Source organism: Pseudomonas mandelii (assembly GCF_900106065.1).
Taxonomy (GTDB): domain Bacteria; phylum Pseudomonadota; class Gammaproteobacteria; order Pseudomonadales; family Pseudomonadaceae; genus Aquipseudomonas; species Aquipseudomonas mandelii.
Map to the genome: position 1 here is coordinate 1,897,559 of NZ_LT629796.1, position 26,287 is coordinate 1,923,845.

23 protein-coding genes and 2 pseudogenes are annotated in these 26,287 nt (G+C 59.4%); 16 read left to right on the forward strand and 9 right to left on the reverse strand.

Translation table 11 applies throughout. From position 1 onward, the window contains the following. Positions 1-36 precede the first annotated feature (36 nt). From BLU63_RS08555 to BLU63_RS08570, 4 genes are all read left to right on the forward strand, one after another. Positions 37-924 (forward strand): LysR family transcriptional regulator, encoded by an 888-nt coding sequence (locus BLU63_RS08555; RefSeq protein ID WP_083375272.1) that lies wholly within the window; start codon positions 37-39, stop codon positions 922-924. Between the two features lie 93 nt (positions 925-1,017). Beyond that, positions 1,018-1,857 carry a formate dehydrogenase accessory sulfurtransferase FdhD gene (gene fdhD / locus BLU63_RS08560; protein ID WP_010464717.1) on the forward strand — a complete coding sequence of 280 codons (840 nt, stop codon included), beginning with the start codon at positions 1,018-1,020 and terminating at the stop codon, positions 1,855-1,857. Beyond that, entirely contained in the window at positions 1,854-4,202 is a 2,349-nt protein-coding gene (locus BLU63_RS08565; protein WP_083375273.1) for an FdhF/YdeP family oxidoreductase, read from the forward strand. The genes fdhD and BLU63_RS08565 overlap by 4 nt, the downstream gene beginning before the upstream one ends. A gap of 358 nt (positions 4,203-4,560) precedes the next feature. After that, positions 4,561-5,049, forward strand: a complete 489-nt coding sequence (locus BLU63_RS08570; protein ID WP_010464721.1) for a glycine zipper domain-containing protein — start codon at positions 4,561-4,563, stop codon at positions 5,047-5,049. A 68-nt stretch (positions 5,050-5,117) separates the two neighbouring features. On the opposite strand, the gene BLU63_RS08575 is transcribed toward BLU63_RS08570, so the two are convergent. The 4 genes from BLU63_RS08575 to BLU63_RS08590 form a co-directional block, all read right to left on the reverse strand. Next, positions 5,118-5,549 carry an acyl-CoA thioesterase gene (locus BLU63_RS08575; RefSeq protein ID WP_010464723.1) on the reverse strand — a complete coding sequence of 144 codons (432 nt, stop codon included), beginning with the start codon at positions 5,547-5,549 and terminating at the stop codon, positions 5,118-5,120. A gap of 162 nt (positions 5,550-5,711) precedes the next feature. Further along, a complete protein-coding gene (locus BLU63_RS08580; RefSeq protein WP_083375274.1) occupies positions 5,712-6,938 on the reverse strand; it encodes a 3-hydroxyacyl-CoA dehydrogenase in 1,227 nt (408 codons plus the stop codon). A gap of 231 nt (positions 6,939-7,169) precedes the next feature. Further along, positions 7,170-9,104 (reverse strand): RecQ family ATP-dependent DNA helicase, encoded by a 1,935-nt coding sequence (locus BLU63_RS08585; protein WP_077747508.1) that lies wholly within the window; start codon positions 9,102-9,104, stop codon positions 7,170-7,172. 260 nt (positions 9,105-9,364) lie between these two features. Then, the gene (locus tag BLU63_RS08590) at positions 9,365-9,868 is read right to left on the reverse strand and encodes a polysaccharide deacetylase (protein ID WP_083375275.1); all 504 of its coding nucleotides are present in this window, start codon (positions 9,866-9,868) and stop codon (positions 9,365-9,367) included. 270 nt (positions 9,869-10,138) lie between these two features. Here BLU63_RS08590 and BLU63_RS08595 point away from each other — a divergent pair, with 270 nt between their 5' ends. The 5 genes and pseudogenes from BLU63_RS08595 (at position 10,139) to BLU63_RS08615 (ending at position 13,100) form a co-directional block, all read left to right on the forward strand. After that, on the forward strand, positions 10,139-10,402 hold the full coding sequence (locus BLU63_RS08595) for a hypothetical protein (protein ID WP_083375276.1): 264 nt from the start codon (positions 10,139-10,141) through the stop codon (positions 10,400-10,402). An 88-nt stretch (positions 10,403-10,490) separates the two neighbouring features. Next, positions 10,491-11,618: a hypothetical protein gene (locus tag BLU63_RS08600; protein ID WP_083375277.1), complete on the forward strand. Its 1,128-nt coding sequence runs from the start codon at positions 10,491-10,493 to the stop codon at positions 11,616-11,618. A gap of 442 nt (positions 11,619-12,060) precedes the next feature. Beyond that, positions 12,061-12,360, forward strand: coding sequence for a hypothetical protein (locus BLU63_RS08605; protein WP_010464752.1), 300 nt, complete (start codon positions 12,061-12,063; stop codon positions 12,358-12,360). A gap of 129 nt (positions 12,361-12,489) precedes the next feature. Continuing rightward, positions 12,490-12,645, forward strand: a pseudogene (locus BLU63_RS33285) (YhfG family protein); the annotation flags it as partial. 89 nt (positions 12,646-12,734) lie between these two features. Beyond that, complete coding sequence (locus tag BLU63_RS08615; RefSeq protein WP_083375278.1) at positions 12,735-13,100, forward strand: DUF1493 family protein; 366 nt, start codon at positions 12,735-12,737, stop codon at positions 13,098-13,100. A 130-nt stretch (positions 13,101-13,230) separates the two neighbouring features. Here the strand turns inward: BLU63_RS08615 and BLU63_RS08620 are convergent, their stop codons facing one another. Both BLU63_RS08620 and hslO read right to left on the reverse strand, forming a co-directional pair. Continuing rightward, positions 13,231-14,772: a phosphoenolpyruvate carboxykinase gene (locus tag BLU63_RS08620; protein ID WP_077747502.1), complete on the reverse strand. Its 1,542-nt coding sequence runs from the start codon at positions 14,770-14,772 to the stop codon at positions 13,231-13,233. A 182-nt stretch (positions 14,773-14,954) separates the two neighbouring features. After that, the gene (hslO, locus tag BLU63_RS08625) at positions 14,955-15,857 is read right to left on the reverse strand and encodes an Hsp33 family molecular chaperone HslO (RefSeq protein ID WP_083375279.1); all 903 of its coding nucleotides are present in this window, start codon (positions 15,855-15,857) and stop codon (positions 14,955-14,957) included. 102 nt (positions 15,858-15,959) lie between these two features. Here hslO and BLU63_RS08630 point away from each other — a divergent pair. Beyond that, positions 15,960-16,178 (forward strand): annotated as a pseudogene (locus BLU63_RS08630) (phosphatase PAP2 family protein); the annotation flags it as partial. A 173-nt stretch (positions 16,179-16,351) separates the two neighbouring features. On the opposite strand, the gene BLU63_RS08635 reads toward BLU63_RS08630, so the two are convergent. Then, on the reverse strand, positions 16,352-16,759 hold the full coding sequence (locus tag BLU63_RS08635) for an RNA-binding S4 domain-containing protein (RefSeq protein ID WP_077747501.1): 408 nt from the start codon (positions 16,757-16,759) through the stop codon (positions 16,352-16,354). Positions 16,760-16,875: 116 nt separating this feature from the next. On the opposite strand from BLU63_RS08635, the gene rimA reads away from it, so the two are divergent. The 3 genes from rimA to rimK are packed head-to-tail and all read left to right on the forward strand — an operon-like array spanning position 16,876 to position 19,054. Beyond that, positions 16,876-17,655: a S6 modification regulatory phosphodiesterase RimA gene (gene rimA / locus BLU63_RS08640; protein ID WP_010464765.1), complete on the forward strand. Its 780-nt coding sequence runs from the start codon at positions 16,876-16,878 to the stop codon at positions 17,653-17,655. A 17-nt stretch (positions 17,656-17,672) separates the two neighbouring features. Beyond that, positions 17,673-18,152, forward strand: coding sequence for a retropepsin-like aspartic endopeptidase RimB (gene rimB / locus BLU63_RS08645; RefSeq protein WP_010464766.1), 480 nt, complete (start codon positions 17,673-17,675; stop codon positions 18,150-18,152). Continuing rightward, positions 18,149-19,054: a 30S ribosomal protein S6--L-glutamate ligase gene (rimK, locus tag BLU63_RS08650; RefSeq protein WP_007949201.1), complete on the forward strand. Its 906-nt coding sequence runs from the start codon at positions 18,149-18,151 to the stop codon at positions 19,052-19,054. The genes rimB and rimK overlap by 4 nt, the downstream gene beginning before the upstream one ends. A gap of 131 nt (positions 19,055-19,185) precedes the next feature. Here rimK and BLU63_RS08655 read toward each other — a convergent pair whose 3' ends face one another. Together BLU63_RS08655 and ompR are read right to left on the reverse strand one after the other, a co-directional pair. Continuing rightward, entirely contained in the window at positions 19,186-20,499 is a 1,314-nt protein-coding gene (locus tag BLU63_RS08655; protein ID WP_010464772.1) for an ATP-binding protein, read from the reverse strand. Between the two features lie 101 nt (positions 20,500-20,600). Beyond that, positions 20,601-21,341 carry an osmolarity response regulator transcription factor OmpR gene (gene ompR / locus BLU63_RS08660; RefSeq protein WP_010464774.1) on the reverse strand — a complete coding sequence of 247 codons (741 nt, stop codon included), beginning with the start codon at positions 21,339-21,341 and terminating at the stop codon, positions 20,601-20,603. Positions 21,342-21,701: 360 nt separating this feature from the next. Here ompR and BLU63_RS08665 point away from each other — a divergent pair, with 360 nt between their 5' ends. The 3 genes from BLU63_RS08665 to gshA all read left to right on the forward strand — a co-directional run bounded on the left by BLU63_RS08665 (position 21,702) and on the right by gshA (position 26,273). Beyond that, positions 21,702-24,026: a Tex family protein gene (locus BLU63_RS08665; RefSeq protein ID WP_010464777.1), complete on the forward strand. Its 2,325-nt coding sequence runs from the start codon at positions 21,702-21,704 to the stop codon at positions 24,024-24,026. Further along, complete coding sequence (locus BLU63_RS08670; RefSeq protein ID WP_010464779.1) at positions 24,026-24,409, forward strand: PaaI family thioesterase; 384 nt, start codon at positions 24,026-24,028, stop codon at positions 24,407-24,409. The genes BLU63_RS08665 and BLU63_RS08670 overlap by 1 nt, the downstream gene beginning before the upstream one ends. A gap of 280 nt (positions 24,410-24,689) precedes the next feature. After that, complete coding sequence (gshA, locus tag BLU63_RS08675; protein WP_010464781.1) at positions 24,690-26,273, forward strand: glutamate--cysteine ligase; 1,584 nt, start codon at positions 24,690-24,692, stop codon at positions 26,271-26,273. Positions 26,274-26,287 lie beyond the last annotated feature (14 nt).

The window sequence follows — 26,287 nt, forward strand, 5'->3', positions numbered from 1 at the left end:
CTAGAATCCCGACCTTCACCGCGCCCTGGAGCGAAGATGGACATCAAGCAGCTGAAATTCCTCATCGCCCTCGACGAAACCCGCCACTTCGGCCAGGCCGCAGCGCGCTGTCATATCACCCAGCCGACCCTGTCCATGCGCCTGCGCAGCCTCGAAGAAGAACTCGACCTGCCGCTGGTCAATCGTGGCCAGCGCTTCGAAGGCTTCACCGCGCCGGGCGAGCGCGTGTTGGCGTGGGCACGCACGGTGCTGGCGGCCTACGACGGCTTGCAGGCCGAGGCCGCCGCCTGTCGCGGCAATCTGGTCGGTACGCTGCGGTTGGGCGTGGTGCCGCTGTCGAGTTTCGATCCGCTGCCGTTGATGCAACGCCTGCATGCCGAACACCCGAACCTGCGCTTTGAACTCTCGGCCCTGAGCTCCGAACAAATCCTCGAACAACTGGCGAACAATCGCCTGGACCTCGGCGTGTCTTACCTGGAGCGACTGGACAACGAGCGTTTCGACTCCCTGGCCTTCAGCGAAACCCACATGGGCCTGCTCTACGATCAGCGCTTCTTCAGCTTTGGCGAGGCGCCGTTGAGTTGGGAGTCCTTGATCGAGTTGCCCTTGGGCATGCTCACCAGCGGCATGCACTTTCGCCAGTCCATCGATCACAACTTCCACAGCCGCGGCCTGACACCCCAGCCGCTTCTGCAAACCGACGCTGTCCATCAATTGTTACAAGCGGTGCACGGCGGCCTCTGCTGCGCGGTGATGCCGTTGGATGGCGGCTTGGAAAACCTCACCGATCACTTGCGTCTGCAACCCATCGAAAACGCCAAGACCCTTGCCCGGCTTGGGCTGATCATGCGTCGCAGCGCCCCGCGTTCGGCGCTGGCCGAAGCCTGCTTTGCGATCTATCAGAAATCGCTGACAGCTTCTTGATCGATGTCATCTATCGGTAGATCGGTATAAGCGATTAGACGCGACAAGTTGACGCGCCTAGGCTTAAAGCTGACTAAACCGTCGGTGATGCCCATGAAAGCCAAGCGCCCTGCCTGCGCGGCGCCCGCCTCTGAAGCGCCCGCACCCGCCGCCAGCCAGACCTACAGTTACAGCGACCTTCAACAAATCGAATCGGCCAGCACCGCGCTCGCCGAAGAAGTCGCGTTGGCGATCGCTTATAACGGCATCAGTCAGGCGGTGATGCTGGTAACGCCGACGGACCTTGAAGACTTCATCGTCGGTTTCAGCCTCGGCAGCGGCATCATCGAAGACGCCTCTGACATCTATGACTTGCAACTCAGCGGCTCGGGCTCGGCGCAATACGCGCAAGTGACCATCGCCAACCGCGCGTTCTGGAACCTCAAGCAGCAGCGTCGGCAAATGGCCGGCACCAGCGGCTGCGGGCTCTGCGGCGTGGAAGCGGTTGAACAGGCGTTGCCAGACCTCAAGGTATTGCCCGGCGCCCCATTGCCCCCCGCCGAATGGCTCGATGGCTTGCGCCAGCGCATCGGTGCGTTCCAGCCTCTTGGTCAGTACTCCGGCGCAGTGCATGCGGCGGTGTTCATGAACGGTCAGGGCGAATTGCTGCTGGGCCGTGAAGACATCGGCCGGCATAACGCCCTCGACAAACTGATTGGCGGGCTGATCCGCCAAAAGATCCCGACTGAAGGCGGCCTGGCGATTGTCACCAGCCGTTGCAGCCTCGAATTGATTCAAAAAGTATTGCGCGCCGGCATCCAGACCCTGGTCAGCCTGTCGTCGCCCACGGGCCTTGCCGTGCAATGGGCCCGTCGCCACAACCTCAACCTCATCCATCTGCCCCAGAAGAATGCGCCGCGGGTCTACAGCCCGGCATTGGAGAATCAAGCGTGAGTCAACACCGTCAAGCCGACCAGAAACCCGTCCCTCGCTACAAGCCCTACAAAGGCCCGGCCGGTGGCTGGGGCGCACTGGCCAGCGTTGCCCGGGCCTGGTTGACCAGTGACAACGCGCTGAAAAACCTGCGCATGATGCTCAAAACCAACAAGAACGGCGGGTTCGACTGCCCCGGTTGCGCCTGGGGCGATTCCAACGAAGCCGGCATGGTGGCGTTCTGCGAGAACGGCGCCAAAGCGGTGAACTGGGAAGCGACCAAACGGCGTGTCGACGGCGCTTTCTTTGCTAAACACAGCGTTAGTTCGTTGCTGGAACAGAGCGACTATTGGCTGGAGTATCAGGGTCGCCTGACCGAGCCATTAAGCTATGACGCCGAAACCGATCGCTACAAGCCGATCAGCTGGGAAGCGGCGTTCGCCTTGATCGCCAAACATTTGCAGGGCCTGTCGAGCCCGAATCAGGCCGAGTTCTACACCTCGGGCCGCGCCAGCAACGAAGCGGCGTACCTCTATCAATTGTTCGTGCGCACCTACGGCACCAACAACTTCCCCGACTGCTCGAACATGTGCCACGAGGCCAGCGGCGTGGCGTTGGCGCAAAGTGTCGGTGTCGGCAAAGGCACCGTGACCTTCGACGACTTCGAACACGCCGACGCGATTTTTGTCTGGGGCCAGAACCCGGGCACCAACCATCCGCGGATGCTCGAACCATTGCGCGAAGCCGTGAAACGCGGCGCGCAGGTGGTCTGTATCAACCCGTTGAAAGAGCGGGGCCTGGAACGCTTCCAGCACCCGCAGCACCCGATCGAAATGCTCACCAACGGCGACAAGCCGACCAACACCGCCTACTTCCGCCCGGCGCTAGGCGGCGATATGGCGGTGCTGCGTGGCATGGCGAAATTCCTGCTGCAATGGGAGCGCGACGCGCAGAAAGCGGGTGAGCCGGCCGTGTTCGACCACGATTTCCTCAATGAGCACAGCGTCAACGTCCTGGAGTACCTGGGCACCGTCGACGACACTTCCTGGGAGCAGATCGTCGAGCAGTCCGGCCTGCCCCTGGTGGAAATCGAGCAAGCGGCGCGCATGTACGCCAAAGGCAAGAACGTCATCATGTGCTGGGCCATGGGCATCACCCAGCACCGCCACTCAGTGGCAACCATCCAGGAAATTGCCAACCTGATGCTGCTGCGCGGCAACATCGGCCGGCCGGGCGCCGGCCTGTGCCCGGTGCGTGGCCACAGTAACGTGCAGGGTGACCGGACGATGGGCATCAACGAACGTCCGCCGGTGGCGTTCCTCGATTCCCTGGAGCGGCGCTTCCAGTTCAAGGTGCCGCGTGAAAACGGTCATAACGTGGTCGAGGCGATTCATGCCATGGCCGAAGGCCGCGCCAAAGTCTTTATCGGTCTGGGTGGCAACTTCGCCCAGGCAACCCCGGACAGCCCGCGCACCTTCCAGGCCCTGAGCAATTGCGACCTGACCGTGCAGATCAGCACCAAGCTCAACCGCAGCCATTTGGCCCACGGTAAAGATGCGCTGATTCTGCCGTGCCTGGGCCGTACCGACATCGATATCCAGGCCGAAGGCGCGCAAGCGGTGACCGTCGAAGATTCGTTCAGCATGGTCCACGCCTCCAACGGCCAGTTGCAGGCACTGTCGAATCAGATGCGCTCGGAGCCTTGGATCATCGCCGGCATCGCTGCCGCGACCCTGGGCAGCAGACCGGTGGACTGGAACTGGCTCGTGGCCGATTACAGCCGCATTCGCGATCTGATCGCCGATACCATTCCGGGCTTTCGCGACTTCAACGAGAAGATCAAGAATCCGGGCGGTTTTTACCTCGGCAACAGCGCCGGTGCACGCAAGTGGAACACCCCGTCCGGGCGCGCCAATTTCCGCCCGAACGCCCTGCCCAAGGACTTGGTGCACGAACGCACCCGCGCCACGGGCGTGTTGCCGGACCTGATCATGCAATCGATGCGTTCTCACGATCAGTACAACACCACGATTTATGGGCTGGATGACCGTTACCGTGGCGTGAAGGGTCAGCGGGATGTGTTGTTCGTCAATGAAGCGGACATCATTCGTCTGGGGTTCAAGCCTGGGCAGAAGGCTGACATCGTTTCGATCTGGGATGATGGACGTGAGCGTCGAGTGAAGGGCTTTACGCTGCTGGCGTTTGATATTCCTGCGGGGCAGGCGGCTGCTTACTATCCAGAAGTGAATCCACTGGTACCGCTGGAAAGCACCGGAGATGGCAGCCATACGCCAACGTCGAAGTTTGTGGCGATCCGTCTGGAAATGGCGAGTGAGACCGGGTTGATTTTAGCCAAGTCGGCTTAACGGGACGGCAGGTCTGGCCTCTTCGCGGGCAAGCCTCGCTCCTACAGGATCGGTGTCTTACGCATTTTTTTGTACATGACACGAATCCTGTAGGAGCGAGGCCTGCCCGCGAAAGCGTCCGACATGACAACACATGATCGGGACCCTTTCGATACTTTCCAATCGCCCACAAAAAAGGCCGCTTTTTCACAAAAACGGCCTATCCGAAGTAGCTAAAGACCGGCGAAAAACCGTTAAGTTCCGCCCAAAAAACAGCAACTTATAGAAATGTGCTCAAGTCGTGTTACTCGTCGGATTTCGATTGTCACAACCCCGACACAGCCTCAGGATCGCGCCGTCATCCCCTTGAGGTTCCTCTATGAAGTTCTCCTCGATTCTCTTGTTGTCCCTTGGCCTGGTCAGTGGCTTCGCTTCTGCCGGAGGCACCACCGAAGCAGGTGTGGGCGGCGCATTGGGCGGGGTTCTTGGCTCGGTCGTCGGTCAGTCGCTTGGCGGTAATACGGGTTCCACCATTGGCGCGGCCTTGGGCGGCGCGGGTGGTAGCGCAGTCGGCGCAGACAAACGCAGCCGTGGCGAAGCCGCCATTGGTGGTGCGTTGGGCGCAGCAGGCGGTAACGTGGTCGGCCGCAGCATGGGCGGCACCACCGGCAGCCTGATTGGCTCCGCAGCAGGCGGCGGCGCCGGTGGCGCGCTGGGTAACTACATGGGCAACAAGAGCGATGAAGACGATGATCGTCGCTCCTATCGCGGCGGCCGTGATGATCGTCGCTACTACCGTGACGGCCACCCGGGCCGAGGTCATGCCTACGGTCATCGCAAACATAACAAGCACTATCGTCATCATTGAGGCCTGAACGGCTTCGCTGACCGATAGATAAAAAATCGCAGCCCAAGGGCTGCGATTTTTTTTGTCCGTCAAACCACCAGACGCTCCAATGCACCACGCAATCCGGCAGGGATCGCCACCGGCTGATTCGACGTCCGATCCACAAACACATGCACGAAGCGCCCCGCCGCGCAGGCCTCGTCTTCCCCGGCCTTGAATACCGCCAGTTCGTACTGCACCGAGCTGTTACCCAACTTGCCCACCCGCAGACCGATCTCGATCCGCTCCGGAAAGGCGATGGAGGCGAAATAATCGCAAGACGAACTCACCACAAAACCCACCACCTCGCCGTCATGGATATCCAGGCCACCGATTTCGATCAGATAGGTGTTCACTGCCGTGTCGAAGAAGCTGTAGTAAGTGACGTTGTTGACGTGACCGTAGGCGTCGTTGTCGTGCCAGCGGGTGGTGATGGGCTGGAAGTGCGGGTAGTCGGTGCGTTGGGGCATCGGGTTGGACATCGTGTCAATTCCTGGAGTTGGATTGCCAGTCTAAGGCGAATACCGCGCTGTATTCATCGAGAGCAGGCTCGCTTGTATGTTTAGACTTGAAGGGGTGGGCCACCGAGATCCCTTGTGGGAGCGAGCCTGCTCGCGAAAGCGCCGGCACAGGCGCTGCATCAATTACTTGTCAGCAAACCCTTTACCCATCAACTCCAACTCACCAATCAACCGCGCCGGCTTCCAGTGATCGCCCTGGCGAGCCTCCAGCGCCATCAAACGCTGATGAATATCCGCCAGCCCTTGCTGATCCGCCCACGCCATTGGCCCGCCCTTGTCCGCCGGGAAGCCATAACCGTTGAGGTACACCAGATCAATGTCGTGCGCCGACCCCGCAATACCTTCCTGAAGGATCTTCGCGCCTTCATTGACCAGCGCCAGCAGACAGCGCTCAAGAATCTCCTCAGGGCTTATCTCCCGACGCTGGAAGCCAAGCCCTTCGCTAACATTTAGCACCAGCGCATCGACTTCAGGATCGTGTTCTGCCTGTCGACTGCCCGGCTCATAGTGGTAATAGCCATTGCCGCTCTTCTGACCAAATCGCCCCAGTTCGCACAGACGGTTATCCACCTGAACCTCAGGCGCATCCTGGCCTGTGCCTGCCAGTTCCCGAGCCCGCCATCCCAGGTCGACGCCCACCACGTCGTACATGCGAAACGGCCCCATGGCAAAACCGAAGCCTTGCAGCGCCGCATCCACCTGATAGGGATAAGCGCCCTCAAGCAGCATCTTGCGCGCTTCAAGCACGTAGGTATTGAGCATGCGGTTGCCGATGAAACCCTCACAGTTGCCCGCCACCACGCTGACCTTGCCCATGCGCGCGCCCAGCTCCAGCGCCGCATCGAGTACGGCGGGCGAAGTCTGCGCACCGCGAACGATTTCCAGCAATTTCATGATGTGCGCCGGGCTGAAGAAGTGCAGCCCCAGGACCTGAGCCGGACGGTGAGTCGCCGCGGCGATGGCGTCGATATCCAGCGCTGAAGTGTTGCTGGCCAGAATGGCTTCGGGTTTGAGCAGCCCGTCCAGTTCGCGAAAGATCTTTTGCTTGAGCTCAAGGTTTTCGTAAACCGCTTCGATCACCAGGTCAACCTCGCGGATCGCCGCATAATCAGCCGCTGCCGTGACCCGAGCGATGCGCGCATCCGCCTCGGCCTGATCGATGCGACCCTGGCGCACATTGTGCGCGTAGGTGTCCGCCACGGTAATCAGCGCCTGTTCCAGCATCTGCGGGTTGTTATCGACCCATTGGACCGGCACCCCGGCATTGGCCAGGCACATGACAATGCCACGGCCCATGGTGCCCGCACCAATCACGGCGGCGCGCTGAATGTTGAACGGTGTCTGGCTCATGTTTGCTCTCTTGTTGGCGATCCAAAGACAGTCCTCACCATAGTCAGCCGCTGGGCATTTTTGAAATTTATTCCTGTGATGAGCAACATTCAGCGGATGGATCTACCTCAGCCACACACTGGAGCCCCCTGTAGGAGTGAGCCTGCTCGCGATGGCGTTAGTACATTCAACAACGACGTTGGCTGACAATCCGCTATCGCGAGCAGGCTCACTCCTACAGGGGGGGGCAGTTCAGCCTGCGAGATGTTGTTCAGCCCACACCCGCACGTCGGCATACGGATAGTTTTCCAGCGCCGCAAATCCCGATATCGAACGCGCCTTGAGCTTGGTAAACAGCGGCACGCTGATCCCGCACAAAAATCGCGTTACGCGTTCAGCCGACGGCACATTGCCGGTGTGCTGTTCATGCCTGTGGATAAAATCATCGCACAGCGCTTCAAAGTTTTTATCCACAAGCGCCGGCAATTCCGGCGGCGATGGCAGTCGCGCCACGTGCCCATGACACACCGAACAATGTCCACACTGACGAGGCGCGTTTTCATCGCCGAAGTACTCGGCCAGGCGATAGCCCAGGCAGTGGTCGGTGGCAAACAGATCCAGCATCGCGTGAATCCGAGCAATCTCGGTACGTTCGTGCTGGGTGAAATAGGCGTGCAGTTCGGCGCTCAGTGCCTGACTGTCGACATTCGCTTGCAGCAGGCTGTAGACCTCGGTCATCTGCTTGCTTTCCAGCTCGACCCAGCCTTTCTCCTGGAAATAATCCAGGGCCTTGACCACCCGGTTACGCTCGGCCTGATGCTGTTCATAGAGCGCGTCGAAATTCACCGTAGCCCAGGTCCGCGCACGGCTGGAAGTCTGAATGATGGCTGCAACGAAGTCTCTTCGCTCGCCCTCGAAGCGGGCCAGCAAGGCTTCCGGCTCTTGCAGATACTTGAAGCGGTATTCGGCGTAATAGGCGTAACGCGGGGCAATCAAGCCACGCAGCTCGAGTTGCACCAGCAAAGTCTTCAGCGGCAATTGGCGAATGTTGCTCTGGTCCGACAAGGGCCCCAACAGAAACTCCCACTGCCCCTCTGGCGCGGCAGCTTGCATCTCATCGAGCACACAACGAATGCCGTCCAGTTCCGGCGTGTCGCCGTAGACGAAGTTTTCCAGCACGTTGAGGCTGTCGCGGTTCGCCAATACCAGGCAGTCGGATGGCTGCCCGTCTCGTCCGGCGCGGCCGATTTCCTGGCTGTAGTTTTCGATGGATTTGGGCAGATCGAAATGCACCACGTTGCGGATGTCGCTCTTGTCGATGCCCATGCCGAAGGCGATGGTGGCAACGATGCAATTCGACTGCCCGCCCATGAAGCGTTTCTGGATGGCTTCGCGTTGTTCGTGTGGCAAACCGGCGTGATAGGCCTCGGCCTGGATGCCGTTGCGTCCCAGATGTTCGGCGATGTGCTCGGCGGTTTTTTGCAGGGTGACGTAGACGATGCTCGGCTGGCCAGGACGTTCGCTCATCCATTCGACCAGACGTCGGCGCTTGTCCTGACCGCGTACCGGCTCGACCAGCAGATTGAGGTTCGGCCTGTAGAAACCGGTGGTCACCACGTCTTCGGGTGCGATGGCGAACTTGGCCTCCATGTCCGCGATCACTTTGGGCGTCGCAGTGGCGGTCAGCAGCAGCGCCTGCGGAATGTTGAACTGGCGCTGGTAGTCGGGAAGCTTGAGATAGTCGGGACGGAAATTGTGGCCCCACTCCGAGATGCAGTGCGCCTCGTCCACCACCAACAACGAGATGGGCACCTGCTGCAGGAAATTGCGAAAGCGCTCGTTCTTCAGGCGCTCCACAGAGATCATCAAAATCTTAAGTTCGCCGGACCTGGCCCGGGCCATCACATCACTTGCGTCGTCCCGACTCTGGGCCGAATCGATGCTGCCCGCCGCAATACCGTGGCGCTGCAAGAAGGCCAACTGATCTTGCATCAACGCCAGCAGTGGCGAGACCACCAGCGTCAGGTGCGGCAGCAAAAGCGCCGGCAATTGATAACAAAGGGACTTGCCCGAGCCGGTGGGAAAAATCGCCGCTGCCGAACGCCCAGCCAACACCGCGCTGACCGCCGCCTCCTGGCCGGGCCGAAACTGTGGATAACCGAAAACCTGTTCCAGGGTGTTGTGCATAAGCTGTCACTCCGTTGACCGCTGCGAAGCCCAAAGCCTAGCCGGCAAACGCAGCGAGTCGAGAAAAGGTCGGGGACCAAAACGATACGGGATGATACAGCGGATGCAACCTGGACACGGCAAGGCATGAGGGTTGGGCAGCGTTCAGATCGCTATCGCGAGCAGGCTCACTCCTACAGGGAAATGCATTTCAAAATAGTGTGGGAGCGAGCCTGCTCGCGAAAAGACCAGAGCAGTCTCCGCAAGACTTTCGAGAGCCCTCAGGGCACCAACACCGCCACACGCAATTGATCATTCAGCGCTTGCTCGTGAACGGTTTGGCTCTTGCTCACCCAAACCACATGGGCCGGGCTGATTTCCCCCGTGAACGCCGCCGCCAACTGACGCAAATCGGCGACGCTTCGCACGCGAGGGCAGAAGGGTTCGCCGTCGCAGTTCTGACTGGCGCCGCGGTAGGTGACCAGTAACCGATCCCACAACCCGTCACGCACTCGCCTGACCGACTTGAGCTTTACATCCTGCACGCCCAGTCGCTGTTTCAGATTTTGTTCGTCGAGCATTTCGCTGGCCAGCAGCACCTTACCGAACATCAACACTTCGGCGCGGGACGCAGTGTCCACATTGGCCTGGCTTGTCATCGCATCTGGCCAACCGGTGCGATCCACATTGGCGAGGATTAACGAATTATCCGTGTCAGCTGCGCCCGCCAAACGACAAACACCTGCCCACAGCAACAAAATCGAGGCCATACGTAGCCATTGCATACCTAATTCCCTTTAAGCATTGAACAGACGTTTTCGAAACGTCCTACAGATTCTGGCGCGCACCATACAGAGGATTGCTGCGTTGCGCCTGACAAACATGTAGGAAATTCGACTTCTAGGGGATTTGCTGAAAAAAGCCTCGGGGTACACGTAGGCAAAAAGCCACAACGCAAGTAAATCCCCTACAAATCCCGTCCATTTGCGCTGTATTGCGACGCCAGGAAGTACGCCTCTATAGTTTGCGTCGCCGCTGAAAACAGGACGGACCTCATGCAAGACCGCTATCGCCCGCTCAAAACCCGCTACAGCGAATCGCCCGTGTTGGTCATCGACACCGAGGCCGACCCTCACGAAATCCTCGACGCCGCCCACCAACGTCTGCGCGCCGCCAGCGACCTGCTCGAAACACTTTACTGCCTGTGCTTCAAACAGGCGGATTTGAAGGATATTCCTCATATAGTGAATGCACTTTATTTATTAACGCAGGACGGCTGCGAACTTCTTGAAGTTGCAAGACAACGAACAGAACTTTAAAAACACAAATACAGAAACAACTAACTTCTTCAACTTGCAAATAACAAACACTAGTCTGCAAGCTCTTAAACCCATCAAGAGCACTACAATGACTACATTAACTATTTTCTTCTGCGGCACCGGCTCGACCAAATTCGACAACCAGAACCCGACTTACTGGAACGGCGAATTGGTCTCGACACTGGCTTCCCATCACGGCGGCCGCGAATTTGCCGAATGGATCGTGATTGACGGCCCCGGCACCAGCAACCTGCAAGCCGACGAGCTGTTCACCAAATCCGGGGACTACGGCCTGAGCGGCACGCTGTTCGGCAAGGGCTGGGAAGAAAACGTCAAACACGCCATCAACATCATCAAAGGCAAATGCGACTGGGAACGTGAAAAACTGACCGAGGCTGAATACAACCGTCTCAAGGCTGCCGGAATCCCTATTGAAGATGTGATCGTCGAAGGTTCCTGGTTGTGGCGCAAGTACAACTACGGCGACCGCAGCGTGACCCAACAGAAGTTACAGGAACAAATCATCAAAACATTCCGCAAGGACGGCGTTATTCCAACCAACGTCAACTTGGTAGGCTGGAGCCGCGGTGGCATTAGTTGCCATATGCTGGCCAATGCCATGTTCAAGGACAGCGCACTGAAGAACATCCCGGTGAACATCTTTGCGATAGATCCGGTGCCGGGCATCGGTAACTTTCAGGAAGAAAAAGTCAAACTGAATGCCAACGTAAAAGAATACGTTGGCTTCTACGCCCGGGACGAACGCTCCAAAGGCTTCAGCTGCGTCATCCCGCAAACGGCCACCGGCACCCGCACTCACATCTACCCGATGCCCGGCCGCCACGGCACGCTGGTCGGCAACGCCGCCGCCGATGGTGTCAGCGGCCCTAAAGCGCTGGCCGAACCCGGCCTGATCGTCCGCCACTTTGCCGAAGTGTGCTTGAAACGCTGGGGTGTGCCGCTGAACAAAACCACCAACCTGACCCCGACCGACCTGCAAAACCACCACAACGCCATGGCCAGCGCCGCCGCGAAATACAAAGCGATGGAAAAGTGCTCGTACACCTTCTTCACCGAACTGGACCAGGGCGAGCGCTACGTTTCGCTGGGCAGCAACGGGGTCAAGTTCTCGGCAGTGAAAGGCACGATCTATGCGCCGGCGACTGGGTTGACCACTGGCCTGCAGGATGTGGGGGCTTATCAGCATATGGGTTGAGTGGTTGGGGGGCAGGTTCAGGCCAACCTTGATGATTCACGCCGAGCATTTCTGATGAGGACGCGATGAGGCTGATGGCGAAAAAACGCGAGAAATTGCGCCGCGGAAAATTCCTATGGAAAGGGCCTAGCCAAGGTTCGGCCAGGTCCTACAAGCGGAGACTCTTTGTCGTCTATCGCTGCTTGATGGCTCGTATCTATAGTCGTGACTGTCGCTGACAAATCAGCGACCGGGCTTGGTCACCCGATGGAATACATAAACGCGTCCGTTGTATGCTGCCGGCACTCAAGTGTCTGCACGCTATATGGTGGCTGTGTTTGGGACGCCTTTAGGCGTGCCGGCCTTTATGGGTTCCAACGGTTGACCAACCCGAACACAGTCCGCCTCCATCGCTTGGTCACGATGGTAGTGGCTTCATCTAATGCATTTGAGAATACATAAAATGAATACATGGAACCCGTCCACAACCGATCGCTACCTACCACTGCAAACCAACCTAACCGATTCCCCGCCCCTGATCATCGACACAGAGGCCAACCCCCAGGACATCCTCGAAGCCGCCCTCCAGCGCATCCGAGCCTCCAGCGACCTCCTCAAAACCCTGCACTGCGTTTGCTTCAAACACGGCGACGTCGAAGACATTCCCCACATCACCCACGCGCTCTACCTCTTGGCCCAGGACGGCTGCGACCTGCTCCAAGTCGCCCAACAACGCATGATGGGCTGGAAAGCACCTGCCTGACGCCGAGTGAAAAGATCGTTCCCACGCTCCGCGTGGGAATGCCTCCACGGACGCTCCGCGTTCGGCTCTTGGGACGCAGAGCGTCCCGGGCTGCATTCGATCAAGCCTTCAACGCCTGAGACAATCGTGATGTCTGAATTAACGTTCAAACACAAACAAGCGCACTACGAAAAGGTGTGCCGCTCTAATTACCTGGCCAGTCTGCATCTCGCTGGTTTCGACACATCACCGGCAGACCTCGACAAACCACTGCCTACGCGAGAAGAAGCGCTCGCCAAATACCAACAAGACAAACCGTCACAACCCGCTCCCGCCCTTCCCCACAAGCCTGCCGATCAATAAGATCCATCCAAGCCCAACCGGACACCCCCGCAATGAACCTCTCCCCCAACTTCCCCGACGACCAAGTCATGCACCTGCTCATGCAGCTGTTGCACGAAGAGCTCGGCCTGCCCGAACGCAAAACCATCAGCCTCACCACCTCGATCAACTTCGACCTGGGCTGCAATGGCGCTGATGCGCGGCATTTGATGGAATCGCTGGAACAACAGTTCGGGATCGACCTCGATGACTACGACGCCTATCGCTACTTTCAGCCCGAAGGGTTTGATGTGCATCTCAAGCGAAAGGCAAAGGGTCGCGGTGACAAAATCCCGCTGACCATCGGCATGCTTTACCAAGCGGTCAAGGTGCAACGGTGGGATACACAGGAACTGGAAGGCATCGAGCCCAACACATAAGTGCCATTATTCTGGTCGTTTAGCGCCAACACAGCTGGAATATTGGCAGTTGTGAGTTGGATGGTGAAATCAAACGCCCACAAAAAAGCCGCCCTCAAAGGGCGGCTTTTTCATCTGCTAAATCCAAGCCTTACAGCTTAGGACCCGCAGCCTTGATCGCGTCGCTCACTTCAAACTTCTTGAAGTTCTCAACAAACAACCCAGCCAACGCCTTGGCCGCTTCATCATAAGCAGCCTTGTCAGCCCAGGTGTTACGTGGGTTCAACAGGCCAGTCTCAACGCCCGGCACTGCCAACGGCACGTCCAGGTTGATGGTGTCGAGGTGCTCGGTTTCTGCACCGATCAACGCGCCGCTCTGGATCGCTGCAATCACGCCACGAGTGGTCGGGATGTTGAAGCGTTTGCCAACGCCGTAGCCGCCGCCGGTCCAGCCGGTGTTGACCAGGTAAACCTTGGAGCCGAAGCCGCGGATGCGCTTGATCAGCAGTTCTGCGTATTCGCCGGCCGGACGCGGGAAGAACGGTGCGCCGAAGCAGGTGGAGAAGGTCGACTTGATGCCGCTGCCGGAACCCATTTCGGTCGAGCCCACCAGTGCGGTGTAGCCGGACAGGAAGTGGTAGGCCGCTTGTTCTTCGCTGAGGATCGACACTGGCGGCAGTACGCCGGTCAGGTCGCAGGTCAGGAAGATCACAGCGTTTGGCTCGCCACCGAGGTTCTTCTCGGAACGCTTGGCAACGTGCTCCAGCGGGTAAGCGGCGCGGCTGTTCTGGGTCAGGCTGACGTCGGCGTAGTCGGCGTGCTTGGCGTCATCGATGACGACGTTTTCCAGGACGGCGCCGTGCTTGATGGCTTTCCAGATGACCGGCTCGTTCTTCTCGGACAAGTCGATGCACTTGGCGTAGCAGCCGCCTTCGATGTTGAAGACAACGCCTTCGCCCCAGCCGTGTTCGTCGTCACCGATCAGGTAACGGCTCTCGTCGGCGGACAGAGTGGTTTTACCAGTGCCCGACAGGCCGAAGAACAGGGTCACGTCGCCCGCTTCACCGATGTTGGCCGCGCAGTGCATTGGCAGCACGTCGGCGGCCGGCAGCAGGAAGTTCTGCACCGAGAACATGGCTTTCTTCATTTCACCGGCGTAACGCATGCCGGCGAGCAGCACTTTCTTCTGGGCGAAGTTAATGATCACGCAGCCGTCGGAGTTGGTGCCGTCACGCTCTGGAACGCACTCGAAGTTGGCGACGTTCAGAACTTGCCACTCTTCACGACCGGCCGGGTTGTACTGAGCCGGGTTGATGAACAGGCAACGACCGAACAGGTTCTGCCAAGCCGTCTGAGTGGTCATTTTCACGGCCAAGTAGTGCTCTTCAGCCGAACCTACATGGACGTGGGAAACGAAATGTTCTTGCGCGTTGTTGAAGGCCTCGACGCGGTCCCACAGGGCATCGAACTTGTCGGCCGGGAACTTGCGGTTGATCGGGCCCCACGCAATGGCGGCCTGAGTGGACGGCTCTTCAACGATGAAACGGTCGACTGGCGAGCGGCCGGTACGGTGACCGGTGCGAACAACCAGTGCGCCAGTGTCGGCAAGCTCGCCTTCACCGCGATTCAGAGCTTCTTTTACCAGATCATCAACACTCAGATCGGTGTACACGGCGTTATTGGCTTGCGTCATGAGATTCCCCGTCGGCCAGTGGCCGAGTGTGCTCCAAACGTTTTGTAGTAGAAAGTCGTGCACTACTACCGCGACAAAAAGTGGGCCGGATTATGCCAGAAACGCCCAAAAATAGTAGGGCCCTCCCGTCAGAACGGCGTTATTCCGGCGCTATCCAGTGAATTTACCTGCGCTGAACCGTTTTAGTGCCGGGTATCTGACGGTGTCTCAACACCCGCACCGGCGAACAATTGGGTGATATCGGCCGCGTCAAACAGGTAGCGCTGGTTGCAGAACTGGCAATCGATCTCGATGTTGCCGCCGTGCTCGATGACCAGCGCCTGCGCGTCTTCCATGCCCAAACTGACCAGAGCATTGGCCGAACGTTCTCGCGAGCAGCTGCAACGGAAACGCAATCTCTGCACATCGAACAGGCGCACCTGTTCTTCATGGTAGAGGCGATGAAGCACGGTTTCGTTGTCCAGGCTCAGCAATTCGTCGGCGGTCAGGGTGTTGCCCAGCGCGGTGATGTGCTGCCAACTGTCCTCGCGTTCTTCCTGGTCTTTCAAGCGGTCGGCAGGCAGTTGCTGCAACAACATGCCGCGGGCGCGACGGCCATCGGCGTACAGCCAGAACCGGGTGCCAACCTGTTGCGACATGACGAAGTAGTTGGTGAAGCACTCCGACAGGGTTTCGCCATCCAGGTCGACAATGCCTTGGTAACGCTGACCCTGAGTGGGATCGACGGTCAGTGCCAGCACGCCATTGGGCATCAGGTCGGCGAGGGTCGCGTCGGGGGCAATCCGGTCGGCTTCGTAACGGGCCAGGCCACGGATTTCACGCTCGCTGGAGCACTCGATCATCAGTAGCGGAATCGGACCGTCTGAACGGGCCTGAAGAATCAGCAAGCCATCGAACTTCAACGTGCCGACCAGCAACGACGCAGCCGCCATCAGTTCGCCGAGCAGTTGCGCGACCGGCTCCGGATACGGGTGTTTGGCGAGGACTTCAGCGTAACTCCGTTCCAACGAAACCAGCTCGCCGCGGGTGTCGCTGTCATCGAAGATGAAGCGTTGGGTGTAGTCGGTATCCGGTAGATCGGTCATAGGTCTGGGTTCTGAAGTAATGACAAAATGGTTACAAATCGTGAAAATTGCGCCTTTGCAGCACCACTTTGGTGCGCGACGTTCAGCCATGGGAGGCATTTTATGAACAATCCGGGTTTGTTCCAAGCAAGGTGGAACCTGCGCCGGTTGGCTCTGTGCAATTCCGTGCCTCTGGCGGTGCTGGCCTTTTGGTTATGGCCTACGGGTCAGATGCTGTGTGTGATTTTCGACGAGTGGCTGTTTCATCTGCTGAATGCGCCGCTGGCCAGCAACCCGATATGGCTACGCATCTGGGCGATTGCAAGTCTGCGCCCATTCGATGTGGGGAGTTTCGCGGATGAGTGTGGTGCTTAGGGCCTGATTTTGTGGTGCTGCCGGCGAGTGCTGCGCACTCGATCGCGAGCAGGCTCACTCCCACAAAGTTCTGCGCTATACCTGTGGGAGCGTGACTTGCCCGCGAAGACTTCAGCCCAGACGACACGGAAGCATCTACCTCACTCGTCGTTACTGCTCCCACGAAACTTGAACAAATCCCGCCGCTGTTTCTTGCTTGGCTTGCCATCGGTGCTCATGCCCAACGCGCCCGCCTTGCGCATGGCCGCAGCCGCTTCGCGCTTGGCGATGCTGGCATCGGTTTCCGCATACAACGTCTGAGCCTCTGGCGCGCCACGGCGCACAATCGATAGCGCCTGAACCACCACCGTGCGTTCCTCGAACCCCACACGAATCTGAAACTCGTCGCCCACCCTCGGCTCCTTGCCCGGTTTGCAGCGCTCACCCCGGCAATGCACCTTGCCGCTTTCAATTGCCGCCTTGGCCAAGGCACGTGTTTTATAAAAACGCGCGGCCCACAACCACTTATCGAGACGGACCTTGTCGTCCTCTTCGTTTTTTTGTGCCACTGGAATTCCTCTTTCAGCCCATAGTCGGAACTGTACTACCGTTTCTGTCGGGCGCAAGAACTCGGCCCCCCAGATAGACTGTGATCTTGGCCGGCGTTCCGGCATGGAGTGATCGAGTGACTATATTCCCGTCTTCATTGACCTCGCCGCAGGGCGGTTGCCAGGGCTGCCAGCAAAGCGAGCCGCTGGGCTTCGATTTTTCTTTTGCCTACCAACCGATCGTCGATCTGCGCGACCGATCAGTTTTTGCTCACGAAGCGTTGGTGCGTGGCATTGCCGGGGAAGGCGCACTGTCGGTGCTCGACCAGGTCACCGAGGAAAATCGCTACCGCTTCGACCAACTCTGCCGGACCCGCGCCATTGCAGGAGCGGCCAATCTAAACATGCAGACACACTTGTCCATCAACTTCATGCCCAACGCCGTGTACCGCCCGGAGCTGTGCATCCGCACCACTCTGGAAGCCGCGAAAACACACAACTTCCCCATCAACCGGCTGATTTTCGAAACCCTGGAAAGCGAGCACGTAGATAACTATCGCCATTTGACTAATATTCTGCGTGAATACCGCGAATTCGGCTTCAAGACCGCCATCGACGATTTCGGCGCGGGCTACTCGGGGCTCAATCTGCTGGCTGATTTCCAACCGGACCTGATCAAACTCGACATGGCACTGATCCGCGATGTCGATCGCGACCGTGTTCGTCAGGCGATCGTCCGAGGGGTTGTCACAATGTGTGCGGAGTTGAACGTTACAGTCATCGCCGAAGGCATCGAAAGCGCCGGAGAACGGGATTTCCTGGCGGACTGTGGAATATTTCTGATGCAGGGTTACTGGTTCGCCAAGCCTGCATTCAAAGCGTTGGCCCAGGTAGCACCTGAGGCCTGGACGCGTTAATCGCCGGTTTTTTCCTATTGAAGACATTTGACCATTTGACCGTTATCGGTCTGCGCGAGTGGGTGGCGCTCCCGGATCTGGGAGTCGCGGGCCTGCGCGCAAAAATCGACACCGGCGCCAGCACCTCAAGCCTGCATGCGACCGACATCGAGCCGTTCGAGCGCGACGGTGAAAGCTGGGTGCGCTTCACCGCGCACCTGGGCACGGTGGTGCAGTTGCGCCATCGACGCTGCGAGGCGCCACTGGTGACGCGCAAAACCATCAAAAGCTCCAACGGTCACGCTCAGATGCGTTACGTGGTCAGCACCACACTGGCCCTGGGTGATCGGGTATGGCGGGTCGAATTCACCCTCGCCTGCCGCAAGTCCATGCGTTATCGCCTGCTCCTCGGCTCCAAAGCCCTGATCGACGGCCAACTGGTGGTCAATCCGGGCATTAAATATGTACAAGACAAGCCGGTGTTCCCGGTATCTACCTCTTCCACAGGTGTTGCATGAAGATCGCTGTGCTGTCGCGGAACCCGCGTCTGTATTCCACTCGTCGTCTGGTCGAAGCCGGTACCGAGCGTGGACATGAAATGGTGGTGATCGACACCCTGCGCGCCTATATGAACATTGCCAGCCACAAACCGCAGATCCATTACCGCGGCAAGCCGCTGGAAGGTTTCGACGCGGTGATCCCGCGGATCGGTGCGTCTGTGACGTTTTATGGCTGCGCGGTGTTGCGTCAGTTCGAAATGATGGGGGTTTTCCCGCTCAATGAATCGGTGGCCATCGCCCGTTCGCGGGACAAACTACGGTCACTGCAATTGCTCTCGCGCCGCGGCATCGGCTTGCCGGTGACCGGGTTTGCGCACTCACCGGATGATATTCCCGACCTGATCGACATGGTCAACGGCGCACCGCTGGTGATCAAGGTGCTGGAAGGTACGCAAGGCATCGGTGTGGTGTTGTGTGAAACGGCGACGGCGGCAGAGTCGGTGATTGAGGCCTTCATGGGCCTGAAGCAGAACATCATGGTTCAGGAATACATCAAGGAAGCCGGGGGCGCGGACATTCGCTGCTTCGTGGTGGGCGACAAGGTGATCGCGGCGATGAAGCGCCAGGCCAAGCCTGGGGAGTTCCGCTCCAACCTGCATCGCGGTGGCAGTGCCAGCCTGATCAAGATCACCCCGGAAGAACGCATGACCGCGTTGCGGGCGGCCAAGGTCATGGGGCTGGCGGTGGCGGGCGTGGATATCCTGCGTTCCAATCACGGGCCGCTGGTGATGGAAGTGAACTCGTCGCCAGGGCTGGAAGGGATCGAGACCACCACCGGGAAGAATGTGGCGGGGATCATCATCGAGCATCTTGAGAAGAATGGCGGGCCGAATATGACGCGCACCAAAGGCAAGGGCTGACCCACTGGGCATTCCCACGCTCTGCGTGGGAATGCTCTAACGGACGCTCCGCGTTCGGCTGTTGCTGGGACGCCGAGCGTTCAGGGCTGCATTCCCACACAGAGCGTGGGAATGATCGGAGTAGTCAGCTGTTAAACCGCATCCCGCGGCAACATAAGCCCAAGCGGCAACCGCACCCGAGCTTCAAGCCCGCCACCCGGCCGATTGCGCAACTCGACATTCCCGCCATGCATCGAAGCGATCCGCTTCACGATGGCCAGTCCAAGTCCTGTCCCCTTCCCGCCCCTGGCACGATCACCCCGAGTGAACGGGTTGAAGATCGCCTCCAGTTCCGACGGATCGATCCCTGCCCCACGGTCCATGACGCTCAGCACCACATACGGCGCGCTGGTATCACCGGAGACATAAGCCGCCACCTCAACCCCGCTGCCAGCATGGTGCAAAGCGTTGCCGATCAAATTGTTCAGCAACCGCTTCATCGACACCCTACGCAGGGGAAACGCCTGGATCGGTTCCAGGCGCAGACGCACTTTTTCTTCGTTCTGGTTATACGGCGCAGCGACTTCACGAACCAGGTCAATCAGGTCCACTTCCTCGACAGACTCGTCACGACCATCGCGGATAAACGCGAGGAACTGGTCGAGGATCGCGTCCATGTCTTCGATGTCACGCACCATCGCGTCGGTGAGGTCGTTGTGGTCGCCCATCAATTCCAGGGACAAGCGCAAACGGGTCAGCGGTGTACGCAGGTCGTGTGACACCCCGGCCAGCATCAGCTCGCGCTCGCGACCGGCCTGCTCGACGTCTTCAGCCATCTGGTTGAAGGCGCGATACACCTCGGTCATCTCGCTCGGCGTGTCACTGATCGGCAGGCGCACGCTGCGCCCCTGGCCGAGTTGCCGTGCGGCATACACCAGACGTTTCAAGGGTTGATTGAGCTGGCTGACGAAGATCCACGCCGAGGCGGTGGACAGCAAGCCGATAGCAAGGAACCAGCCGAGCACGTTCCAGATTTTCTGGCCGCGCAACGGATGCGGATACAGCGGCACTTTCAGCCAGCCATCGCCCAGGCTAGGTGCCCGAACCCACAGGGCCGGCGGTGAGTGCATGCGTAATCGAACTTCGGTGTCGGCACCCAACTCAGCCTGCATCTGCCGCTGATAGATCTCGCTGTAAGGCCAATGTTGCTCGCCTTCCGGCACACCCGCGCCCACGACCCGGATCAGGGTGGCAGCATCAGCGATTTTCTCTCGGTTCTTTTCATCAGCGGCCCAATAAGCGCGCAGCGTCAGGGCGACACCGTGGCTGTATTGGCGGTCCACCAGCACGTCTTCGTTCATCAACAGATAAACCAGGGTCAGTGCCTTGGAAAACAGGACGACGATCAGCACCAGCCACAGGGTGCGGGAGAAGAAACTCTGGGGGAACCAAACGGGGGTTTTCATGAATAACCGCTACACACTTGCAGGAGCGAGCGATGCTCGCATATTGCGGATCGCGAGTCTGCGGACGATTGTCCGCAAGACCCGCTCCTACAAATCGCCGATCACTTGGTGGCGGCGCCATCCGGAACGAACACGTAGCCCACGCCCCAGACCGTCTGGATGTAACGCGGTTTGGATGGGTCAGGCTCGATCATCCGGCGCAGACGGGAAATCTGCACGTCGATGGAACGCTCCAGCGCATCCCATTCACGGCCACGAGCCAGGTTCATCAGCTTGTCGCGAGTCAGTGGCTGACGCGCGTTCATGACCAAGGCCTTGAGCACCGCGAATTCACCGGTGGTCAGCATGTGCACTTCGTCACCGCGCTTGAGTTCGCGGGTGGCCAGGGACAGTTCGTAGTCACCGAAGGTCACGCTTTCGTCTTCGCTGCCCGGTGCGCCCGGCACAGGTGTCGACTGACGGCGCAGGACCGCTTTGACACGGGCCATCAGCTCATCCGGGTTGAAGGGCTTGGCCAGGTAATCGTCGGCGCCCAGTTCCAGGCCCTTGATGCGGCTCAGCTCATCGCCCTTGGCGGTCAGCATGATGATCGGGATCTGATTGTTCGCCGTGCGCAGCCGGCGGCAGGCGGTCAGACCGTCTTCGCCGGGCAGCATCAGGTCGAGGACGACCAGGTTGAACACTTCACGCGCCAGCAGGCGATCCATTTGTTCGGTGTTCGGCACGGCGCGGGCGCGGTAGCCCTTGCTGACGAAAAAGCGTTCCAGCAGGCTGCTCAGCCCTGGATCGTCGTCAACAATAAGAATTTTTTCGCCTTCAGCATTGTTTGCAGTGCTGCTCATTGGATGCTCCTTTGATCTCGGCGCGCATTATGGCGTAGCTGCCGTTATACGCACCGTGTGCATTGTTAGCAGATTTTTCCTTCACTGCCAGAAATCCGGCCCTCGCGCTAATGCCTGCGATGCCCCTGAATGATAGAACGCTGGTTATAATGCGCGGCCTTTTGTGTCAGGCAACGTCTGATCATGGCTGCAGGTGGCCGCTTTTTATTTTCATGGCGCCGGCAGTCATTGTTCGATTTCACGGGTCAACGGGATACCTGTTGATCCAGGTAGCGGCGCACGCCAGGCCGCTCAACCAGACTCGCCGAGCCTTTATCCCTGCGCCTGCGAGCCTGCTTTCACAATTTGTCAGGTGGTTTTATGGACAGCATCAACAGCCGCATCGCCGAGGAACTCGGTGTACGCCCACAACAGGTCGAAGCGGCCGTCGCGCTACTCGATGAAGGCTCTACCGTTCCCTTCATCGCCCGTTACCGGAAAGAAGTGACCGGCAGCCTCGATGACATCCAGTTGCGTCATCTGGAAGAGCGTCTGCGCTACCTGCGAGAACTCGACGAACGGCGTATCAGCATCCTTGCCAGCATTCAGGAGCAAGGCAAGCTGACCCCGCAACTCGAACGCGACATCAAACTCGCCGACACCAAGACCCGCCTGGAAGACTTGTACTTGCCGTACAAGCAGAAGCGCCGCACCAAGGGCCAGATCGCCCTGGAAGCCGGCCTCGGCGAGCTGGCCGACGGCCTGTTCAACGACCCGACCCTGACGCCAGACGCCGAAGCCGCACGCTTCGTTGACGCCGAAAAAGGCGTGGCCGATGTGAAGGCGGCCCTCGAAGGCGCCAAATACATCCTGATGGAACGCTTCGCCGAAGACGCCGGCCTCCTGGACAAGCTGCGCAGCTACCTCAAGCAGGAAGCGACCCTCAGTGCCCGCGTCATCGCCGGCAAGGAAGAGGAAGGCGCCAAGTTCCGCGACTACTTCGAACACGACGAACCGCTGAAAAGCATGCCGTCGCACCGCGCGCTGGCGATTTTCCGTGGCCGCAACGAAGGCATCCTGAGTTCGGCGCTGAAAGTCGGCGACGAGCTGCCGGGCACCATGCACCCGTGCGAAGGCATGATCGGCCAGCAATTCGGCATCCAGAACCAGAACCGCGCCGCCGACAAATGGCTGGGCGAAGTGGTGCGCTGGACCTGGAAGGTCAAGCTCTACACCCACCTCGAAACCGATTTGCTCGGCGAGTTGCGCGATGGCGCGGAAACCGAAGCGATCAACGTGTTCGCCCACAACCTGCACGACTTGCTGCTGTCGGCCCCGGCCGGCCCGCGTGCCACCCTGGGCCTCGACCCGGGCCTGCGCACCGGTTGCAAGGTCGCCGTGGTCGATTCCACCGGCAAGCTGCTGGATCACGCCACGGTGTACCCGCACGTGCCGCACAACAAATGGGACCAGACCATCGCGATTCTGGCAGCCCTGTGCGCCAAGCATGCCGTGGACCTGATCGCCATTGGCAACGGCACCGCCAGCCGTGAAACCGACAAGCTCGCCGCTGAGCTGATCAAAAAATACCCAGCGATGAAGATGACCAAGGTCATGGTCTCCGAGGCCGGTGCATCGGTTTACTCGGCGTCGGAACTGGCTTCCAAGGAATTCCCGGACCTCGACGTGTCGATCCGTGGCGCCGTGTCGATTGCCCGCCGCTTGCAGGATCCGCTGGCCGAACTGGTGAAGATCGATCCGAAATCCATCGGCGTCGGCCAGTACCAGCACGACGTGTCGCAGCTGAAACTGGCGCGTGGCCTGGATGCCGTGGTCGAGGACTGCGTGAACGCCGTGGGCGTGGACGTCAACACCGCCTCCGTGGCGCTGCTCGCCCGCATCTCCGGCCTCAACGCGACCCTGGCGCAGAACATCGTCAGCCACCGCGACGAGCACGGCGCGTTCAAAACCCGTGCGGCGTTGAAGAAAGTCGCTCGTCTGGGCGAGAAAACCTTCGAACAGGCGGCCGGTTTCCTGCGCGTCATGAACGGCGACAATCCGCTGGATTCGTCGGCGGTTCACCCGGAAGCCTATCCGCTGGTGCAGCGCATTGCCGCTGAGACCGACCGTGACATTCGCTCGTTGATCGGCGACGCGAGTTTCCTCAAGCGTCTCGACCCGAAGAAGTACACCGACGAAACCTTTGGTCTGCCAACGGTCACCGACATTCTGCAAGAGCTGGAAAAACCGGGCCGTGACCCGCGTCCGGAGTTCAAGACCGCCGAGTTCCAGGAAGGCGTCGAAGACCTCAAGGATCTGCAACTGGGGATGATCCTCGAAGGCGTCGTCACCAACGTGACCAACTTCGGCGCGTTCGTCGACATCGGCGTGCATCAGGACGGTTTGGTGCACATCTCTGCGCTTTCGGAGAAGTTCATCAAGGATCCGCGCGAAGCGGTAAAGGCCGGAGACGTGGTGAAAGTGAAGGTCATGGAAGTCGATATCCCGCGTAAACGCGTGGGTCTGTCGATGCGCATGAGCGACACCCCGGGCGAGAAAATCGACGGCGCTCGTGGTGCACGTCCGGGGTCGGCGCCACGCCAGTCCCAGAACAACGCACCGCGTAAGGAAACCACGGCGGCGGCCCCGGCCAACAACGCCATGGCATCGTTGTTTGCCAACGCCAAGCAGTTGAAGAAACGCTGATGGAGATCCCTGCCGGGCTGACCGAAAGCGCTTTTTTCAAGCTGCTGGGATGTCGCTTGCACAGTCTGGAAGCCGGGGTGGCGCAAGTCGCCCTGGGGCTTGCGCCAGAGCTGCGCAATCGCGGCGGCAAGCTGCACGGCGGGGCCTTGTTCAGTCTGGTGGACATTGCCATGGGGCTGGCCTGTTCCAGCACCCACGGCTTTGACCAGCAGAGCGCGACCATCGAGTGCAAGATCAACTACATTCGCGCCGTTTCCGACGGTGAAGTAATGTGCACGGCGCGGGTGATTCACCCGGGCCGGCGCACGCTGGTGGTCGAAGCCGACGTGATGCAAGGCGACAAACTCGTCGCAAAAGCACAAGGCACGTTCGCTGTCCTGTAGCTAGAAGTCATCGATTTGAGTTAATTTCGGCGCTGTGACTGCAGCGCCGAAGTTTCCTGTGGGAGCGAGCCTGCTCGCGAAGGCGATGTATCAGACAACATCAATGTTGACTGACACGCCCTCTTCGCGAGCAGGCTCGCTCCCACAGGGAATTCCTTGGCTGCTGTCAGCAGCCGTGTACGGTCCAAAAACCAGGCGAAAACGCCAGTTTCAACTTCACCCTTGTAGACCGTCTTGCCCACCCCCATATTGGGGCGACTGACGCGTGAAGGAATCCAACTTGAGCGAACTTCTCAACCGCCGCCTGGCTCTGCTTGGCGAGCGCGCTAACCTCTCTCTGCTCGAACAGTGCCTTCACGGCATCGAACGTGAATGCCTGCGCGTGACCGGCGAAGGTCGCCTGGCGCAAACGCCGCACCCGGAAGCATTGGGTTCCGCGCTGACCAATGAACAAATCACCACCGACTATTCCGAGTCGCTGCTGGAATTCATTACCCCGGCCCTGCCAGACCCAGCCGATACGCTGGCGAGCCTGGACAAGATTCACCGTTTTGCCTACAGCAAGCTCGGCAACGAGTTTCTGTGGAGTCCATCGATGCCGTGCCCGTTGCCGGCCGAGGAAGACATCCCGATCGCCTATTACGGCACGTCCAACATCGGTCAGCTCAAGTACGTCTACCGCAAGGGCCTGGCCCTGCGTTACGGCAAGACCATGCAGTGCATCGCCGGGATTCACTACAACTTTTCCCTGCCGGAAAAGCTCTGGCCACTGCTTAAAGAGGCTGAAGGCTTTGTCGGCACCGACCGCGACTATCAGTCGTCAGCCTACATTGCGCTGATCCGCAACTTCCGCCGCTACAGCTGGCTACTGATGTACCTGTTCGGCGCCTCCCCTGCGCTGGACGCCGGTTTCCTGCGCGGTCGTTCGCACCAGTTGGAGCAACTGGACCCGGACACCTTGTACCTGCCATACGCCACCAGCCTGCGCATGAGTGACCTGGGTTACCAGAGCAACGCCCAGGCCGGCTTGACGCCGTGCTACAACGATCTGGCCAGCTACACCGACAGCCTGCGCAAAGCGGTCGCCACGCCGTATGCACCGTATGTCGAAATCGGTACGCATCAGGACGGTGAGTGGGTTCAGCTCAACACCAACATCCTGCAGATCGAAAACGAGTACTACTCCAACATCCGCCCGAAGCGCGTGACCTACACCGGCGAACGGCCGATCCAGGCGCTGGTGGCCCGCGGCATTCAGTACGTCGAAGTGCGTTGCCTGGACATCAATCCGTTCCTGCCGATGGGCATCGATTTGCCAGAGTCGCGCTTCCTCGACGCGTTCCTGCTGTATTGCGCGCTGAACGACAGCCCGCTGCTGACCAATACTTCGTGCGGCAACGCGACCTCGAACTTCCTCAGCGTGGTCAAGGAAGGTCGTCGTCCGGGCCTGCAACTGCAGCGTGACGGTCAACCGGTCGACCTGAAGGAATGGGCCGGCGAATTGTTGGAAAAAATAGCTCCGCTCGCGGCGCTGCTTGATCAAAGCCATGGCGGCGATGCCCACAGCAAGGCGTTGGACGTGCAGATGGAGAAGGTCAAGGATTCGTCGCGCACACCTTCAGCACAAGTGCTGGCGGCCATGGCAGAACACAAGGAGAGCTTTGCCCAGTTCTCCCTGCGCCAGAGCCAGGCGCATGCGGAGTTTTTCCGCAGCGAGCCGTTGAATAGCGAAGATCAGGCGAAGTTTGAAGAACGCGCACGCTCCTCGCTGGCAGAGCAGGTGGCGCTGGAGCAGAACGAAGTCGGCGATTTCGATGTGTTTGTCGGGTCGTATCAGGCGAGCATTCTGGCGATCAGCAACTAACATCAGAAGGTCCT

Coding starts and splice junctions, on each gene's coding strand:
- BLU63_RS08555 (WP_083375272.1), top strand. CDS start 37: ATGGACATCAAGCAGCTGAAATTCCTCATCGCCCTCGACGAAACCCGC.
- fdhD (WP_010464717.1), top strand. CDS start 1,018: ATGAAAGCCAAGCGCCCTGCCTGCGCGGCGCCCGCCTCTGAAGCGCCC.
- BLU63_RS08570 (WP_010464721.1), top strand. CDS start 4,561: ATGAAGTTCTCCTCGATTCTCTTGTTGTCCCTTGGCCTGGTCAGTGGC.
- BLU63_RS08575 (WP_010464723.1), bottom strand. CDS start 5,549: ATGTCCAACCCGATGCCCCAACGCACCGACTACCCGCACTTCCAGCCC.
- BLU63_RS08580 (WP_083375274.1), bottom strand. CDS start 6,938: ATGAGCCAGACACCGTTCAACATTCAGCGCGCCGCCGTGATTGGTGCG.
- BLU63_RS08585 (WP_077747508.1), bottom strand. CDS start 9,104: ATGCACAACACCCTGGAACAGGTTTTCGGTTATCCACAGTTTCGGCCC.
- BLU63_RS08590 (WP_083375275.1), bottom strand. CDS start 9,868: ATGCAATGGCTACGTATGGCCTCGATTTTGTTGCTGTGGGCAGGTGTT.
- BLU63_RS08595 (WP_083375276.1), top strand. CDS start 10,139: ATGCAAGACCGCTATCGCCCGCTCAAAACCCGCTACAGCGAATCGCCC.
- BLU63_RS08600 (WP_083375277.1), top strand. CDS start 10,491: ATGACTACATTAACTATTTTCTTCTGCGGCACCGGCTCGACCAAATTC.
- BLU63_RS08605 (WP_010464752.1), top strand. CDS start 12,061: ATGAATACATGGAACCCGTCCACAACCGATCGCTACCTACCACTGCAA.
- BLU63_RS08615 (WP_083375278.1), top strand. CDS start 12,735: ATGAACCTCTCCCCCAACTTCCCCGACGACCAAGTCATGCACCTGCTC.
- BLU63_RS08620 (WP_077747502.1), bottom strand. CDS start 14,772: ATGACGCAAGCCAATAACGCCGTGTACACCGATCTGAGTGTTGATGAT.
- hslO (WP_083375279.1), bottom strand. CDS start 15,857: ATGACCGATCTACCGGATACCGACTACACCCAACGCTTCATCTTCGAT.
- rimK (WP_007949201.1), top strand. CDS start 18,149: ATGAAGATCGCTGTGCTGTCGCGGAACCCGCGTCTGTATTCCACTCGT.
- BLU63_RS08655 (WP_010464772.1), bottom strand. CDS start 20,499: ATGAAAACCCCCGTTTGGTTCCCCCAGAGTTTCTTCTCCCGCACCCTG.
- ompR (WP_010464774.1), bottom strand. CDS start 21,341: ATGAGCAGCACTGCAAACAATGCTGAAGGCGAAAAAATTCTTATTGTT.
- BLU63_RS08665 (WP_010464777.1), top strand. CDS start 21,702: ATGGACAGCATCAACAGCCGCATCGCCGAGGAACTCGGTGTACGCCCA.
- BLU63_RS08670 (WP_010464779.1), top strand. CDS start 24,026: ATGGAGATCCCTGCCGGGCTGACCGAAAGCGCTTTTTTCAAGCTGCTG.